Here is a 13,605-nt window from a genome sequence, read left to right as displayed (position 1 = left end):
CTGGTCCGCAGACATCCATCTACAAAGGAGGATTCGATGGGAGATCGGGAGCGCCTGCTCCGCATCGCGCAGGTGGCCGAGTGGATCGGCGTCTCAGAAAACACTCTTCGCTACTGGCGCCAGCTCGCGCAGGGCGATCACCCGCAGTCCGTCGGACCGCCCTCGGCGAAGTTCGGCAAGCGGATCGTCTACCGCGAATCCGACGTCCAGGCATGGATCGACGCCCAGTTCGAGAAGGCCACCGGATGACGAAGCGAGGGGCCCATCCCGCCAAGAACCGGCCCCTCGCCACGCACTAACCACGCCCCCCCCTATTGAAAGGACGACGCATGTCCAAGCGTCACACCAGCAGTGACCCGACGGCAAACGCAGCCGTCGGAAAGATCAACCGCGACGGCCAGATCGCCAACGACCTGCGAGACCGTGCCCGCCTCCGCGAAGAGGCCGACGCAGCCCGGAACGCTCGCCTCCGCCGCCAGCGTGAGCAGCGCGACGCCAGCCACCGGGATGGCATCTGATGGACGCCAGCAACTTCATCGTGACAGACGACTGTGGCTCCCCGCTCGGCGTCATGAACATCGACCTGATCCAGGCCGAAGGTACGGCGATGTCGTACTCCCTGGCCGCTGCTGCCGGGGACAAGGACGCCCTGGACCAGATCGCCGCGGCAACCCTGGCTCGGATCGGCGCCGCTTCGTTCGGGTATGTCGCCGCCGTCGCAGCCAAGCAACTGGCCGAGGGTGTCGTCGGCCCGCTGCTCGATGTCATCGACGCGACGAGGGATGCGACGGGGGTGCCGGCACAGGATCTTCGCGCCGGCCTCGCTGAGGCCCGTGACTTCTCGATGGCAGTCGCCGCGACCCTCGCCATGGATGCGAAGGAGGGTCGGTCCCGGTGACCTCGAAGACAGGCATGGGCGTCTTCCAGCCGATGCCGCCACTGACCGACGACCAGATGGCGGCGTTGCGCGAGGACGTCGCGGAGCACGGCGTCCTCGTCCCGGTGACGGTCGACCAGCACGGCCGGATCATCGACGGCCACAACCGGTCGGCGATCGCCGACGAGCTCGGCATCCCCTACCCGACGATCACGGTCGACGTCGCCGACGACGACGCCGCGATGGATCTCGCGGTCACCCTTAACGGTGCCCGCCGCCACCTCAACCAGGAGCAGAAGCGAGCCCTGATCGAGCACGAGCTGATCCGGCGCCCCGACGACTCGGATCGCGCGATCAGCCGGCGGGTGGGGTGCTCCCCGACAACCGTGGGCACGGTCCGGTCTGAACGGCGAACGCAAGCCGAGGAGCTCACGCGTCGATGGCAGGAGGCCATGCGACAGGGCTATCGGTCCCTGTGGAAGGTGCTGCACGAGCTGTTGCTGTGCGGGGCGCCGATCGACGAGATGCTCACCCGGGCCGAGGCCGCCAAGGACCGCAGTGTCGCCACGATCGATGATCTCGCGGCGGACGCGTTCGACCTCGTCAACCGCCAGGCGCTCGTCGACTTCTACGTCTACACGACCCTGTTCAACGACTTGAGCGACATCCGATCGATGCTGCCCGACGACCTGGTGATTCCCTGGCGCGTCGATCAGGAGGATGCGCGGAAGGTGCTTGAGCACGCGTTCTCCGGGATCGCCGAGCTGTCCAAATTGGACACCTCCACGGTCTCGTTGGCCGCCATCGACGCACTCGGCGCGGCTGCCCGATGACCGGCTGGCAGTCGTTCGCCTTCTCGGTCCTGGGCGTCGTCTTGTTCGCGGTCGCGATGCGTCGGGCTGAGCAGGCTGTGGTGTGGCCGTTGCAGGTCGCCTGGGTGTTGGTGGCGCTGTTCCCGATGGCCGCGCTCCTGGCCCTGGCGATCGCGTCCCGGCTGGCCGTGGTGGTGGTCCGGTGAACGGGGATCAGAAGCTGCGTGCGATCGCGGTGATCGCGGTGTGCACGATGTGCGCGGTCATCGTGTCGGTGATGGCCATCGCCGCGGCGGTCACGGGTGATCTGCGGTGAGCGGGGAGGTCCAGTCGACCTGGGTCGACGGGGTCACCTTCACGTTCCGCCGCTGCTGGGTCGACGGCGTGGAGGTGCCGCCTCGGGTCGCGACGTTCAACGACCGCCTGGTCGCCGTGGTCGATCCCGAAGACCACCAGGTCGCGGAGCGGCTGGTCGATGCCTTCTTCGCCCAGTTTGAGACCAACGACCCGGCCGACTACACGGCCGAGAGACAGGCCGAGGCGATGCAGGAGGCCATCCGAGGGTTGGTCGCGCCACCTGAGCCGGTCGAGGTGTTCGAGCACCTGGTGGTCGGGATGCCCGCCCCGAATGGTGCCGTGACGGGCCTGTGCGGCAAGACGTGGAAGCCCGGCCGCGGCGGGACTGTCGCGACCCAGCGGTGCCCCGAATGTGTCGCGATCATCGAGGCCGGGTGGTCGAAGTGAACGCCGACGTCGTGGACCTGCTGGAGCGGGCGGCGGCAACGCTGCGCGAACTGGCGCAGGCTGCCACGTCCGGCCCATGGGAGGTCATCGAGGACGTCCACCGCGGGTACCCCGAGCCAGCCCGCGAGATCAGCGTCTGGTCGCAGCCAGAGGACCGCTACGTCACCGAGGACGTCACGAACGCGGGCAGCCTCGACCGCTGGCGGGCCAACGCCCAGCACATCGCCATCTGGTCGCCCACCAACGCCTTGCTCGTCGCGGACTGGCTCGAAGGCGAGGCCGCGACCGTCGCCGCCATGGAGCCGCTCGCGGACCTCATCGGCGTGACGATCCAGCACACCTCGGGCAACTCCTCGCACGTCGACGTCGGCCGAGCGGAGACCGGCTCTTGGCGGATGCACGCCAGGACCGACTCGTTCGCCCTCGCTCTCGCCCGCTCGATCCTTCAGGAGGACACATGAGCAAGATCAGCTTGACCCCGATCACGGTCAACATCACCGGTCCGGACGGGGACACGACGCAGCTCCGGTACTGCACCATGGGCCGCCATGCCCTGTGGCTCGAGAGCAGTCTGCGGGGTCGGGAACTCCGCCGCCGCCTCAGGGAGTCCACCGCCCTCGACAGGCGGCAGCGTCGCCGGTTCATGCGTCTCTTCGGCCGTGGGTGGGAGATGCCGGAGGTGGCGGCGTGAACGCGATCCTGTTCGACCGGATCCGCGAGCAGCTCGACGCCCCGTCTCCCGACAGCAAGGATGTCGTGCCCTGGGCCGAGGCAGCGGGTCGCTGTCGTGCCGCCGGGCTCGTCGCGGTCATGACCGCCGAGGCGCTGCTGGAGGCCGCCCACAAGGCCGCTGACGAGCTCGACGAGTGGGACGGCTACGCCTCCTCGGTCCTCGGCGGCATGTCGCCCGGCGGTGTCGTCCGGCACAAGGCCCACAAGGCCGCAGAGGTCGACGTGGACACGTGCCCGGCCTGTCAGCGGCGGACAGAGGAGCCGACCGCCGAGAGGGCGTCCACCGTCATGGACGTCCCCGACGAGCCCCTCCCGCCCGGCGCCGACCCGGTGTTCGGGCTCACCGACAACGAGGTGCCGCTGTGACGTACACACTCACCTCGTCCTGGTGGGACATCGACGACGTCACCTACGCCGAGGTCACCATCGACGCGGGTGTCCAGCGGTTGGTCGCGCACGCCGAGAACACCGACCGCGACCAGCTCGTCGCCGACCTGCGGCAGCTCTCTGCCCGTGCCCTCGACCTGGCTGGCGAGATCGAGCGCGAGACCGACATGGCCTCCCTGCGACGGCTGGCCCCCTCCATGGCACCAGCGTCCGATCCGATGTTCGGCCCCCACCTCGCCACCGCCGATGACGTCATCGCGGGCCGTGCCCGGTACGCCGACACGCCTGGTGGTCACGCCGATCGACGCGCCGGCCGCACCTCCGGAGAGATGCCGGGGTGGGACGGATGACCGGCTCGGCCGAACAACTCACCATCCCGACCACAGAGAGCGAGACCGCTATGACCGACACGACCGCCACCGCCCAGGCCGCCACGCCCGAGGACAAGCCGAAGGACGACTGCTGGAACCCGCCCGACAACGAGCTCGGCTACCTCTCGGAGTTCATCCACAAGAGGACCGAGTCGGACCTCGATCACCACATCGCATGCCACCTTCACGAGACGGCCTTCCAGCACGCCCACTGGTCGAACGACTGCAAGGAGACGCACATGTTCACGGACTACCCGTGCGACGACTACGAGCGCGGCCTGCATCTCGGCATCGCGTGGCTCAAGTCCCGGATCACCGACCTCGAGCAGCGGGCGTGACCCCGGCCAGTCAGCCCACTCCACCCAGCTCACACGAAGGAACGCCATGGCCCGCCGCACCAAGCTCACGTGGATGAAGGATCTCCGCGGCGCCGCCGACCTGAGCAACGCCGAGTTCCGGATCTTGGTGATCCTCGCGACGTACAGCGACCAGGCGCTGCTGAACGCACACCCCGGCACGAAGCGTCTCGTGGAGGACACCGGCCTTGCTCGGTCGACGGTCATCACCGGCCTGAAGGCGCTGCAGGAGAAGGGCTGGATCCGGATGACCGAGGAGGGCGGACACCAGCACGGATGGGGCATCGCGCACGCGTTCTCGATCCACACTCCTCCGGATATCCACAAGGGTCCGATCCGCAGAGGAGTTATCCACAAAGGGTCCGATGAGCGGCCCCTAAAGGGTCCGGGGGGCCGGACCCTAGACGACCCAGAAGGGTCCGATTCACAGCCGAAGGGTCCGATGAGCGAACAAGAAGGGTCCGATTCACGTGCCGAGAAGGGTCTTGTGAATCGGACCCCATCAGGTCATTCATCAGGGGACGCATCAGGTCCAATTCATCATTCCGCCGCAGGCGCGTCGGGCGCACGCGCCGCAGCAACGCCCCACGCCACGGACCCCTGGCAGTACGACGCCGACGGCGATCTCACCGACGACAGCTACGAGCGACTCCTCGACGAACTCGGCCGCGTCCTCGACATCGAAGCCAGCACTGTCGACGGGATGCTCGCCAACGGCGCCCACCCCAAGGCCGTCATCAACACCATCAACAAGCGAAGGAGCGCATGACCATGATCCGCCGACTCCGCCAGCGCCTCCGCCGCCGCAGGTTCGACACCCGCCTCGCCTCAGGACAGCCGGTTCGGACCCTCGCCGAAGCCTGCGACGAGGCGGGCCACCTCGTCGCGCTGTGCCGCGAAGTCCACCGCCGCCAGATCCCACTCAAGACCCTTCGAGAGGAGCCCTCATGAACCGCAACACCGAATACAGCGCCATCGTGCACACAGACATCCGGCTGTTTGAGATCTACACAACCGAGGTCATGGTCGGCGGGCAGCCGGCCGGCCGCCGCATCATCCTCGACGACGACATGGTCACGGCCGACGAAGCGCTCGACCTCGCACACCACCTCGTCGCTGCCGCGAAGCACATCAAGCGCGGCGGCCTCAGCGTCGTCCCCAACCCCAGCGAGGAGCCCCCCACCGCATGACCGCCACCGAAACCCGAGCATGCATCAACGGCTGCTCGCTCTACCGCCAGCACCTCACCGACTGCACCGGAGACGGATGCCGCGGATGCCTCCCCACCCGAGCACGCCACGGGCTCCTCTGCGACAACTGCTACCGCCGCCTCGAGCTCATGCTCACCGACGCCCCCATCGTCCACCGCTGGCTCGGCGGAAACATGGCAGCCTCCACCACCCAGCACCTCGACCCCGACGGCCCAGCCCCCAGCCGCCACCGCACCAAGGGCGACGAATCACCCGCCCCGCTCAACGTCGGCATCCTCGACACCCGCCAACTCCTCGCCGACCGACTCGCCATCTGGGTCGACCACCACTGCGAGGAAGTCAAGGTCACCGGACCCGACGAACACACCCCCGCGAACGACGCAGCCCACCTCATCCGCTGGCTACCCTCCATCGCCTGCTGGGACATCGTCAGCGACTGGATGGAAGAACTCGCCGAGACCATGCGCGACGCCCACCAGCTCGCACCCTGGCGCCCCATCACCCGACGCATCCCCGGCATCCCATGCCCCGGCGAGAACTGCGGCGAGACCAACCTCGCCATCTACGGCGGAGACACCGACGTCACCTGCCTGTCCTGCCGCACCACCATCAACGAACGAGCCTTCGGGCTCTGGGAACAGATCGTCCTCAACCGGGAGGCAAGTTGACCGACGCCCTCATCGTCACCACCCGCGAAGCCGCCGAACTCGCCGGCATCGCCGAAGCCACCATCTGGAAGTGGATCGAACGCGGATGGATCAAGCCCACCAACCCAGGACACAAGCCGCTGCGGTTCAACTACGACGACATCGCCCGGGTCCAGCGCGACCACCGGCCCAAGAGCTGGCTGAACCGACACCAAGCACTCCGGAAGCGATGGCTTGCTGGCTATCGCCACAGCGATCTGTCATGATTTCTCCAGCGGAGCCATGCCCGCTAACCCGAGAGCCCCGGCCAACCACCGGGGCTCAGTCGTTCCACGAGGTAGGCGCACCGGGCCACGCGGGACGAGCAACACTCGCATACCGGACGCTCGTGGCGTCGACCACGACAGAGCCGAAGGCCACAGGGCGAACGGCAGCGGCGCCTCCAGGCAGAAGAGCCCGGTGATGAGCCGCATCGACGACAGCTTCCCGTGAGAGCGACTGGGCTCTGAGCGGGAAGGCGGGACGCTCCGGCCTCCTGCTGCCCTCGCCAGGAGCCACAGGCTCCACGGCGAGGAAGCCCGCCCAACCAGGCATGGAGGGCGGGATTCCTCCCAGCCGTCCCCCGGGACTGGCTGGGCCTTACGCGGACCGCCTCCTAGGAACGACGGCCCGCACCCGCCACCGTGGATGGGTCAGGGACCTTGAAGCGGTGTGCAGACTTCCTGGCCGCGATCAGAGGGACTGAGGCATGCGGGTCTGCCTGACATCCGGCTGTGGTGAGCTGACGCCGAAGACCCGGTGCCCCGAGCACGCCCGGGCCAAGAGCCGCGACGCTGGCACGAAGCAGCAGCGCGGGTACGACGCCGAGTACGACCGACTGCGACGCGCTGACATCGCACGGCTCGGACGCGGCGAGGTGCTGACCTGCTGGCGCTGCGGCACCGTGGTCTACCCGCACGACTACTCGCTCGGCCACTGCGACGACGACCGCACGATCATCCACGGCCCCGAGCACCTGCGGAAGTGCAACCTCGCCAACACCCGCGGCGGCTGCCCGCACCCCGACCACGTGGCCCAGGCGGGCCAGGCCGACCGCTCCTGACCCACCCCCTGGCGGGGCACCCTGCCTCGCCCGGTCGAGAAGAACTGCGGAGTAGGTCTCTGTCCGGTCACGCGGGTTCAGAGGTCCCAGAGCATCCCCCAAGCGGGCGGCGCAAGGCCGCTCGGCCATCGATGGCGGCGCAAGGCTGCCGAGGAGCTGATCGACATGACCGATGTGACGCGCGTGGTGCTCGTGAAGCCGGACGACGTGCTGGTCTTCGGCAACATCGGTCCCGCGAACACCGAGGTCATGTCGGAGCTGGGCGAGCGGATCAAGGCTGTGACCGGAGCGTCGCTGGTGGTGTTCTTCGCCGACGACATCGACCTCGCCGCGGTGCCTCGATGACGCGCGGTGGTGCTCGCAACCGATCCGGCCCGGGCAAGGACCCGAACTCGCTGCGCTCGGCGGCCGCTGGGTACGTGCTGACGGCGCTGCCGTCGGAGGGGTACGCCGGCGAGGTGCCGGACTTCCCACTGATGGAGTTCACCGTCCTGCGCTGGGAGACCGAGGACAAGCGCCGCTACCAGGTCCGCGACGACGAGGCGACCGAGGCGTTCCGTCGGCGCGAGCTCGAGCTGTGGGAGCAGGCGTGGACCTACCCGCAGGCGTGCGCGTGGGCGCAGGAGTCGTGGCGCTGGAACACGGTCGCGATGTGGGTCCGCACCCAGGTGGTGTGCGAGTCGTCGGAGGCGACCGCGGCCGACAAGGGCGCGATCCACCGCTTCGCCGACCAGATCGGGATGACGCCGGCCGGGCTGAAGGAGAACGGCTGGGCGATCGCCCGCAACGAGATCGCCGACAAGGCCGCCGAGAAGCAGACCGAGGCCGCGCAGGTCCCGCAGTCCAGCGCCCGCGACCGGATGACCGTGGTCAACGGTGGCGGCGAAGGCTGAGACGCCGGTCCGCTGGACCACCGGCAAGGACACCTGGGTCGTCGACTTCCCCGTCTTGTGGGTCGCGGTCGACTGGGAAGAGCGCCATGCCGTCGTCTCGGACCCGGTCCGCGGCGTCCACCTCGACGAGGCGGGCAACCCGGAGCCTTTCACCGAGTACGCCCAGCAGCTCTGGGTCACCGTCAACTGGTACCGGATCCGCCCGACCGCGAAGCCGGGCGACCTCGCCACCGCTTTCCACTACCGCCGGGTGCAGTACGTCGGCCCGCAGAAGTGCGGCAAGGGGCCGTGGCTGGCGAAGAAGACCAAGGCGCAGGCCGGCGGCCCGGTGCTGTTCGCGGGCTGGGCCCAGGGTGGCGAGGTCTACCGCTGCGCTGACCATGGCTGCGGGTGCGGGTGGGTGTACGTCTACCGGCCCGGCGATCCGATGGGCAAGCCGTGGGGCAAGCCGCTGATGCAGCTCATGGCGACCGCCGAGGACCAGGTCGACAACGTCTACGACCCGCTCAAGGCGATGCTCAAGAACGGCTGGGACGCCGATCGGTTCACGGTCGGCGAGGAGTTCACCCGGCTTCCGGGCGACGGCAAGATCGAGACCGTCACCTCCTCGGCGCTCTCGCGGCTGGGCAACCCGATCATCTTCATCGGCCAGGACGAGACCGGGCTCTACACCGACTCGAACAAGCTGCGGAAGCCGGCCGAGATCACGCGCCGCGGCGCGTCGGCCATGGGTGGGCGGTCGATCGAGACCACGAACCCGTGGGACCCATCCGAGGACTCGGTCGCGCAGCGCACGTGGGAGTCGAAGCGCCCGGACATCTTCCGGTTCTGGCTCAACCCCGAGCTCGACGTGACGCTGCACCGGCCCGACGGGAAGCCGTTCTCATTCTGGGTCAAGCGCGAGCGCCGCAAGATCCTCGCCCACGTCTACCAGGGCATCGACCACATCAACATCGAGTCGGTCGAGGCCGAGGCGCTGGAGATCGGCGAGAAGGACCCCGGCCAGGCCGAGCGGTTCTACGGCAACGTCGCCAAGGCCGGACTCGGGTCGTGGCTGAACATCGACTCCTGGAACGCCCGCAAGGCCAAGGAGCCGCGCGAGATCAAGCCGGGCACGGCGGTCACGCTCGGGTTCGACGGCTCCGACAAGGACGACTGGACCGGGTTCCGCTGCGAGACGCGCGAGGGCTACCAGTTCACCCCGACGTTCCCCGACGGCCGGCCGATGGTGTGGAACCCCGCCGAGCACGGCGGCCAGGTCCCCCGCCTGGAGGTCGCCGCCGGCCTGGAGCACATCATGACCACCTTCAAGGTGGTCCGCGGCTACTTCGACCGGCCCTACTGGGGCACCGAGATCGACGCCTGGGCCGAGAAGTACGGCGACACCGTCATCATCGGCTGGGCGACCTCGGCGCCGACCCGGATGCACCCCGCGGCCGAGCGGCTGGTCACCGACGTCACCAAGCGCGACTCCACGTTCACCCACGACGGCTGCGAGCTGACCGAGAAGTGCATCGGCGCGGCCCGCAAGTCCCACCGCCCCGGCGGCCGCTACGTCCTCGACAAGCCCGGCGATGGCCGCAAGATCGACCTCGCCGTCGTCTCGATCCTCGCCCACGAAGCCGCCTGCGACGTCACCGCCAAGGACTTGTGGCCGGTCGAGGAAGACCAGAACTTCGCCTACTTCATCTGACCTGCTCCGCGCGGGTCCCCGACCCGGTGTGAACCAGATGAGGAGGGCTTTCGTGGCGAGTCTCGAAGAGGCCCTCAAGCTGGTCGACCAGCTCTACGCACGTCTCGTGGACCGTCGGCCGAGCATCGAGAAGCAGTACCGCTATCTCGAGGGCCAGCAGCCCCTCGCCTACGCCACCGACGCCTGGAAGAAGTTCCACGAGGACCGCTACAAGGACTTCTCCGACAACTGGTGTGCCGCTGTCGCGCGCACCGCTGTCGCGCGTCAGCGCATCGACGGGCTGCGCCTGGGCGGGCCCACCGACACGCTGACCGACGACGAGCAGGAGCTGTGGCGCGACTGGAACCGCAACGACTTGGAGGCCCAGTCCTCCCAGGGGTTCCTCGCCTCCTCGGTCGCCAAGCGGTCCTTCGTCGTGGTGTGGGGCAACAGCGACGACGAGCCGGTCGTGACATGGGAGAAGCCCTCGCAGGTCATCGTCGACTACGACCCGACCGGCCGGCGCCGGCTCTCCGCGCTCAAGGCGTGGCAGGAGGGCGACATCGAGTTCGCCACCCTCTACCTGCCTGACGGGCTGTACAAGTTCGACCGGCCCGCCGCCATGTCGGCCGAGATGCAGAACCGGATGAAGGACCAGGGGTTCGTGCTCCCGGCCTCCATGCTCGGCGGCAACGGCGGATGGCGCGTGCGCGAGGTCTCCGGCGAGCCCTGGCCCGTCGAGAACCCGCTCGGCGAGGTCCCGGTCGTCGAGTGGCCCAACCGGCCCCTGCTCGGCGGCGAGCCGATCAGCGACATCGACGGCGCGATCGCCATGCAGGACGCCATCAACACCTTGTGGGCCTACCTGTTCACCGCCGCCGACCACGCCTCGATGGCCGCCCGCGTCGTCCTCGGCGCCGAGCCGCCCAAGGTCCCGGTCCTCGACGAGAACGGCCAGGTCGTCGGCTCCAAGCCGGCCAAGCTCGAAGACCTCGCCCAGGGCCGCCTGCTGTTCCTGCCCGGCGTCGGGGGCAACGCCCGCATCGACCAGTGGGACGCCGCCAAGCTCGACGTGTTCGGCACCGAGACCACCCGGGCCCTGGGCCACCTGGCCGCGCAGACCCAGACCCCGGGCCACTACCTGCTGACCAACGAGAAGTTCGCCAACCTCAACGGCGACGCCCTCACCGCCGCCGAGGTCCCCCTGGTCGACAAGCTGCGCGACAAGGCGAAGTACCTCAACACCGCCGCCAAGGAGACCGCCCGGCTCATGGCGCTGGTGCGTGGCAAGAAGGCCCTGGCCCAGCAGATCGCCGAGACCAACGGCCGCGACTTCGTGCAGTGGCAGGACCCCGCAATGCACTCCATCGCGCAGATCGCCGACGCCGCGACCAAGGACCGCGCCGTGGGCATGTCGCTGCGCACCGTACTGGAACGCCGCTACGGAATGACCGAGCCCGAGATCGACCGCGAGCTGGACCGGATCCGCGAGGAGAAGGCCGACCCGATCCTCGCCGCACTCGTGGGCGGCATGAACGCCACCACGAACACGGGCGCGAGCGCCGGTGCGAACGCTCCGCTCGGCTGAGCAGTTCTACCGCCGCTCGGCAGCGATCGCCCGCAAGGCGGTCCTCGAAGCCCGCCCGGTCCGCCGCCGCGACGCCGGGGCCGTCGCGACCGTGCTGGCTACCCACCAGATGGCCGAGGTCGACCTCGCTCGTCGCGGGATCGTCGCGATGCTGGACGAGCAGCGGATCAACGCCGAGGCCGAGGCGCTGCTCAGCTCCGCCGCGTTCGTCACCCAGGTCGCCGACATCGAGCGGATGCTGGACCAGGTCGTCACCGACTGGCAGTTCGACCGGCTGATCGGGTCGCTCACCCAGGGCGCCGGCCGCGACGCGATGGCGCTGGAGGTCGCCGCCCGCCCCAACATCGCGTGGGTTCGGCACGTCAACCCGCCGTGCTGTCGCGACTGCGCGATCCTCGCCGGCCGTGTCTACCGCTGGTCCGACGGGTTCGAGCGCCACCCCGGCTGCGACTGCACCCACATCCCCACCACCGTCTCGGCCGCGAACGGGCTCACCATCGACCCCGACGAGCTCGTCGACCAGGGCCTGGTCACCGGCCTGTCGAAGGCCGACCTCGAGCTGCTCGCCGAGGGCGCCGACCTCAACCAGGTCGTCAACGTCCGCAAGCTCGAAGCCCGCATGACCGACGGCCGCGCGGTGCTCGTGCGTCGCGGCCGCCTCACCCCCGCGGGCATCCTCAACGCCGCTGGCGAGGACCGAGACCGGATCCCCGAGCTCATCGAGACCAACGGCTACGGACGCCGTACCCGATCCGCCGCTCCTGCCCCTGCGGGTGGCTCGGGACCGCAGGACCCGCCGCGGCCGCCGACGCGCCCCGGCGTGGCGATGCCCGACGAGCCCGACCCCAATGACCGCGAGGCCCACCGGGCCTACTGGCAGGCACGGCGCGACCAGCTCGAAGGCCCGGCCTTCACTGCCGCAGGTGAGCCGCTCGACTCCGACGAGGTCCGCTTCGCTGAGCGCATGGTCGGCGCCGGCCACCGGCTCTCGTGGATCCCGACCGGCTCCAACGGCACCGACGAGATCGGCACCCTGCCCGCCAACGACTTCACCTGGCACACCAGCCACGATCACGACGCGACCCTGCCGGCCGACCTGCAGGTCGAGCACAAGGGCCTGCGGGCCGACACCCCGGTCGACTTCAAGCACATCGCCCGCCAGATCCGCAACGCGATGAACAAGAACAAGCGCCGGCTCATCGTGACCAACGTCGTGGTCGACGTCGGCGACCGTGACGTCTCACCCGAGATCATCGCCGAGCTGATCGCCTACTACAGCGCCCCACCCCGACCGTTCGAGCGCATCTGGCTCATGAGCCACGGCGAACTGATCGCGATCGTCGAGAAATGACGAGTGGGGCCGTATCCCCAGCTGTTCGCCAAAGCCGCGCCCCACTCACCACCGAGTGTACGCCGCGAATCCGACTGGCGCACCCCCTCCCGATCCACCTGACGCGCAAAGCGTCGGGCCGACTCTCGCAAGGAGAGACACATGGCTGACGCAGCCGACACCAGCACCACCACCGACGCCGGCTCCACCGGCACCACGACCGGCGGCGACACGGGAGCGACCGGGGCCACCACCACGGACGCCGGCAGCACCAGCACCGGCGCGACCGGGGCCACCGGCAGCGCGGACGCCACCGGCAGCGCGGACGCCGGTGAGGCCGCGCTCGGCGACGCCGGCAAGCAGGCCCTCGACCGGATGAAGGCCGACCGGAACAAGGCCCGCACCGAGGCCGCGAACACCCGCACCGAGCTCGACAAGGCACTCGCCGAGCTCGCCAAGCTCCAGGGCAAGGAGGCCGAGTTCACCGCCGCGCAGGAGGCGCAGCGGGTCAAGGACGAGGCCCTCTCCGCCGCCAACAAGCGGATCCTCAAGGCCGAGGTCCGCGCGGCCGCCGCCGGGAAGCTCAATGACCCGGCCGACGCCCTGGCCCACATCGACCTGTCGTCGTTCGATGTCAGCGACGACGGCGACGTCGACACCGACGCGATCGCCGCGGCGATCACCGACCTCATCACCACCAAGCCCTACCTGGCTGTGCAAGACGGCACGAGGTTCCAGGGCGGCGCGGACGGCGGCTCCCGCAACGGGACCGGGCCCGCCCAACTCACCCAGACCGATCTCGACCGGATGACCGCCGAGCAGATCGTCGAGGCCAAGGCCAAGGGCCAGCTCGACCAGCTCATGGGCATCCGCCGATAGCCCC

General features: G+C 69.3%; 22 protein-coding genes. All 22 read left to right on the top strand.

The genetic code is table 11. The annotated features are described in order from the left end of the window. Positions 1 to 36: 36 nt before the first annotated feature. A complete protein-coding gene (locus JOD66_RS16505) occupies positions 37 to 249 on the top strand; it encodes a helix-turn-helix transcriptional regulator (protein ID WP_204837942.1) in 213 nt (70 codons plus the stop codon). 80 nt (positions 250 to 329) lie between these two features. Then, positions 330 to 518 (top strand): hypothetical protein, encoded by a 189-nt coding sequence (locus JOD66_RS16500; protein WP_204837941.1) that lies wholly within the window; start codon positions 330 to 332, stop codon positions 516 to 518. Next, a complete protein-coding gene (locus tag JOD66_RS16495) occupies positions 518 to 898 on the top strand; it encodes a hypothetical protein (protein ID WP_204837940.1) in 381 nt (126 codons plus the stop codon). Before JOD66_RS16500 ends, JOD66_RS16495 begins: the two co-directional genes overlap by 1 nt. A gap of 14 nt (positions 899 to 912) precedes the next feature. Next, positions 913 to 1,710, top strand: a complete 798-nt coding sequence (locus JOD66_RS16490) for a ParB N-terminal domain-containing protein (RefSeq protein ID WP_204837939.1) — start codon at positions 913 to 915, stop codon at positions 1,708 to 1,710. Continuing rightward, a complete protein-coding gene (locus tag JOD66_RS16485) occupies positions 1,707 to 1,895 on the top strand; it encodes a hypothetical protein (RefSeq protein WP_204837938.1) in 189 nt (62 codons plus the stop codon). The genes JOD66_RS16490 and JOD66_RS16485 overlap by 4 nt, the downstream gene beginning before the upstream one ends. Before the next feature lie 106 nt (positions 1,896 to 2,001). Then, entirely contained in the window at positions 2,002 to 2,433 is a 432-nt protein-coding gene (locus JOD66_RS16480) for a hypothetical protein (RefSeq protein ID WP_204837937.1), read from the top strand. An 11-nt stretch (positions 2,434 to 2,444) separates the two neighbouring features. Then, positions 2,445 to 2,894 carry a hypothetical protein gene (locus JOD66_RS16475; protein WP_204837936.1) on the top strand — a complete coding sequence of 150 codons (450 nt, stop codon included), beginning with the start codon at positions 2,445 to 2,447 and terminating at the stop codon, positions 2,892 to 2,894. Then, positions 2,891 to 3,124: a hypothetical protein gene (locus tag JOD66_RS16470; protein ID WP_204837935.1), complete on the top strand. Its 234-nt coding sequence runs from the start codon at positions 2,891 to 2,893 to the stop codon at positions 3,122 to 3,124. Before JOD66_RS16475 ends, JOD66_RS16470 begins: the two co-directional genes overlap by 4 nt. Further along, positions 3,121 to 3,531 (top strand): hypothetical protein, encoded by a 411-nt coding sequence (locus JOD66_RS16465; protein WP_204837934.1) that lies wholly within the window; start codon positions 3,121 to 3,123, stop codon positions 3,529 to 3,531. The genes JOD66_RS16470 and JOD66_RS16465 overlap by 4 nt, the downstream gene beginning before the upstream one ends. After that, positions 3,528 to 3,902: a hypothetical protein gene (locus JOD66_RS16460; RefSeq protein WP_204837933.1), complete on the top strand. Its 375-nt coding sequence runs from the start codon at positions 3,528 to 3,530 to the stop codon at positions 3,900 to 3,902. The genes JOD66_RS16465 and JOD66_RS16460 overlap by 4 nt, the downstream gene beginning before the upstream one ends. A 50-nt stretch (positions 3,903 to 3,952) precedes the next feature. Next, positions 3,953 to 4,261 (top strand): hypothetical protein, encoded by a 309-nt coding sequence (locus tag JOD66_RS16455; protein WP_204837932.1) that lies wholly within the window; start codon positions 3,953 to 3,955, stop codon positions 4,259 to 4,261. Positions 4,262 to 4,307: 46 nt separating this feature from the next. Next, complete coding sequence (locus JOD66_RS16450; protein WP_204837931.1) at positions 4,308 to 5,048, top strand: helix-turn-helix domain-containing protein; 741 nt, start codon at positions 4,308 to 4,310, stop codon at positions 5,046 to 5,048. Positions 5,049 to 5,226: 178 nt separating this feature from the next. Further along, positions 5,227 to 5,469, top strand: coding sequence for a hypothetical protein (locus tag JOD66_RS16445; protein ID WP_204837930.1), 243 nt, complete (start codon positions 5,227 to 5,229; stop codon positions 5,467 to 5,469). Continuing rightward, positions 5,466 to 6,158, top strand: coding sequence for a hypothetical protein (locus tag JOD66_RS16440; protein WP_204837929.1), 693 nt, complete (start codon positions 5,466 to 5,468; stop codon positions 6,156 to 6,158). Before JOD66_RS16445 ends, JOD66_RS16440 begins: the two co-directional genes overlap by 4 nt. After that, positions 6,155 to 6,403 (top strand): helix-turn-helix domain-containing protein, encoded by a 249-nt coding sequence (locus JOD66_RS16435; RefSeq protein ID WP_204837928.1) that lies wholly within the window; start codon positions 6,155 to 6,157, stop codon positions 6,401 to 6,403. Before JOD66_RS16440 ends, JOD66_RS16435 begins: the two co-directional genes overlap by 4 nt. 482 nt (positions 6,404 to 6,885) lie before the next feature. Continuing rightward, a complete protein-coding gene (locus JOD66_RS16430) occupies positions 6,886 to 7,239 on the top strand; it encodes a hypothetical protein (RefSeq protein ID WP_204837927.1) in 354 nt (117 codons plus the stop codon). A 165-nt stretch (positions 7,240 to 7,404) separates the two neighbouring features. Beyond that, positions 7,405 to 7,584, top strand: a complete 180-nt coding sequence (locus JOD66_RS16425; RefSeq protein ID WP_204837926.1) for a hypothetical protein — start codon at positions 7,405 to 7,407, stop codon at positions 7,582 to 7,584. Then, positions 7,581 to 8,132: a hypothetical protein gene (locus JOD66_RS16420; protein WP_204837925.1), complete on the top strand. Its 552-nt coding sequence runs from the start codon at positions 7,581 to 7,583 to the stop codon at positions 8,130 to 8,132. Before JOD66_RS16425 ends, JOD66_RS16420 begins: the two co-directional genes overlap by 4 nt. Then, positions 8,116 to 9,825, top strand: coding sequence for a hypothetical protein (locus JOD66_RS16415; protein ID WP_204837924.1), 1,710 nt, complete (start codon positions 8,116 to 8,118; stop codon positions 9,823 to 9,825). The genes JOD66_RS16420 and JOD66_RS16415 overlap by 17 nt, the downstream gene beginning before the upstream one ends. A 52-nt stretch (positions 9,826 to 9,877) precedes the next feature. Further along, on the top strand, positions 9,878 to 11,392 hold the full coding sequence (locus JOD66_RS16410) for a phage portal protein (RefSeq protein ID WP_204837923.1): 1,515 nt from the start codon (positions 9,878 to 9,880) through the stop codon (positions 11,390 to 11,392). Further along, entirely contained in the window at positions 11,370 to 12,743 is a 1,374-nt protein-coding gene (locus JOD66_RS16405; protein ID WP_204837921.1) for a hypothetical protein, read from the top strand. The genes JOD66_RS16410 and JOD66_RS16405 overlap by 23 nt, the downstream gene beginning before the upstream one ends. Before the next feature lie 141 nt (positions 12,744 to 12,884). After that, the gene (locus tag JOD66_RS16400) at positions 12,885 to 13,601 is read left to right on the top strand and encodes a hypothetical protein (RefSeq protein WP_204837920.1); all 717 of its coding nucleotides are present in this window, start codon (positions 12,885 to 12,887) and stop codon (positions 13,599 to 13,601) included. Positions 13,602 to 13,605 lie beyond the last annotated feature (4 nt).

It is taken from the genome of Nocardioides nitrophenolicus (assembly GCF_016907515.1).
GTDB classification, from domain to species: domain Bacteria; phylum Actinomycetota; class Actinomycetes; order Propionibacteriales; family Nocardioidaceae; genus Nocardioides; species Nocardioides nitrophenolicus.
This window is presented reverse-complemented; position numbering and strand designations above follow the sequence as displayed.

What these genes read in the sequence shown, in the direction of transcription:
- JOD66_RS16505 (WP_204837942.1), top strand. Translation starts at nt 37, where the DNA reads ATGGGAGATCGGGAGCGCCTGCTCCGCATCGCGCAGGTGGCCGAGTGG.
- JOD66_RS16500 (WP_204837941.1), top strand. Translation starts at nt 330, where the DNA reads ATGTCCAAGCGTCACACCAGCAGTGACCCGACGGCAAACGCAGCCGTC.
- JOD66_RS16495 (WP_204837940.1), top strand. Translation starts at nt 518, where the DNA reads ATGGACGCCAGCAACTTCATCGTGACAGACGACTGTGGCTCCCCGCTC.
- JOD66_RS16490 (WP_204837939.1), top strand. Translation starts at nt 913, where the DNA reads ATGGGCGTCTTCCAGCCGATGCCGCCACTGACCGACGACCAGATGGCG.
- JOD66_RS16485 (WP_204837938.1), top strand. Translation starts at nt 1,707, where the DNA reads ATGACCGGCTGGCAGTCGTTCGCCTTCTCGGTCCTGGGCGTCGTCTTG.
- JOD66_RS16470 (WP_204837935.1), top strand. Translation starts at nt 2,891, where the DNA reads ATGAGCAAGATCAGCTTGACCCCGATCACGGTCAACATCACCGGTCCG.
- JOD66_RS16455 (WP_204837932.1), top strand. Translation starts at nt 3,953, where the DNA reads ATGACCGACACGACCGCCACCGCCCAGGCCGCCACGCCCGAGGACAAG.
- JOD66_RS16450 (WP_204837931.1), top strand. Translation starts at nt 4,308, where the DNA reads ATGGCCCGCCGCACCAAGCTCACGTGGATGAAGGATCTCCGCGGCGCC.
- JOD66_RS16445 (WP_204837930.1), top strand. Translation starts at nt 5,227, where the DNA reads ATGAACCGCAACACCGAATACAGCGCCATCGTGCACACAGACATCCGG.
- JOD66_RS16440 (WP_204837929.1), top strand. Translation starts at nt 5,466, where the DNA reads ATGACCGCCACCGAAACCCGAGCATGCATCAACGGCTGCTCGCTCTAC.
- JOD66_RS16430 (WP_204837927.1), top strand. Translation starts at nt 6,886, where the DNA reads ATGCGGGTCTGCCTGACATCCGGCTGTGGTGAGCTGACGCCGAAGACC.
- JOD66_RS16425 (WP_204837926.1), top strand. Translation starts at nt 7,405, where the DNA reads ATGACCGATGTGACGCGCGTGGTGCTCGTGAAGCCGGACGACGTGCTG.
- JOD66_RS16420 (WP_204837925.1), top strand. Translation starts at nt 7,581, where the DNA reads ATGACGCGCGGTGGTGCTCGCAACCGATCCGGCCCGGGCAAGGACCCG.
- JOD66_RS16400 (WP_204837920.1), top strand. Translation starts at nt 12,885, where the DNA reads ATGGCTGACGCAGCCGACACCAGCACCACCACCGACGCCGGCTCCACC.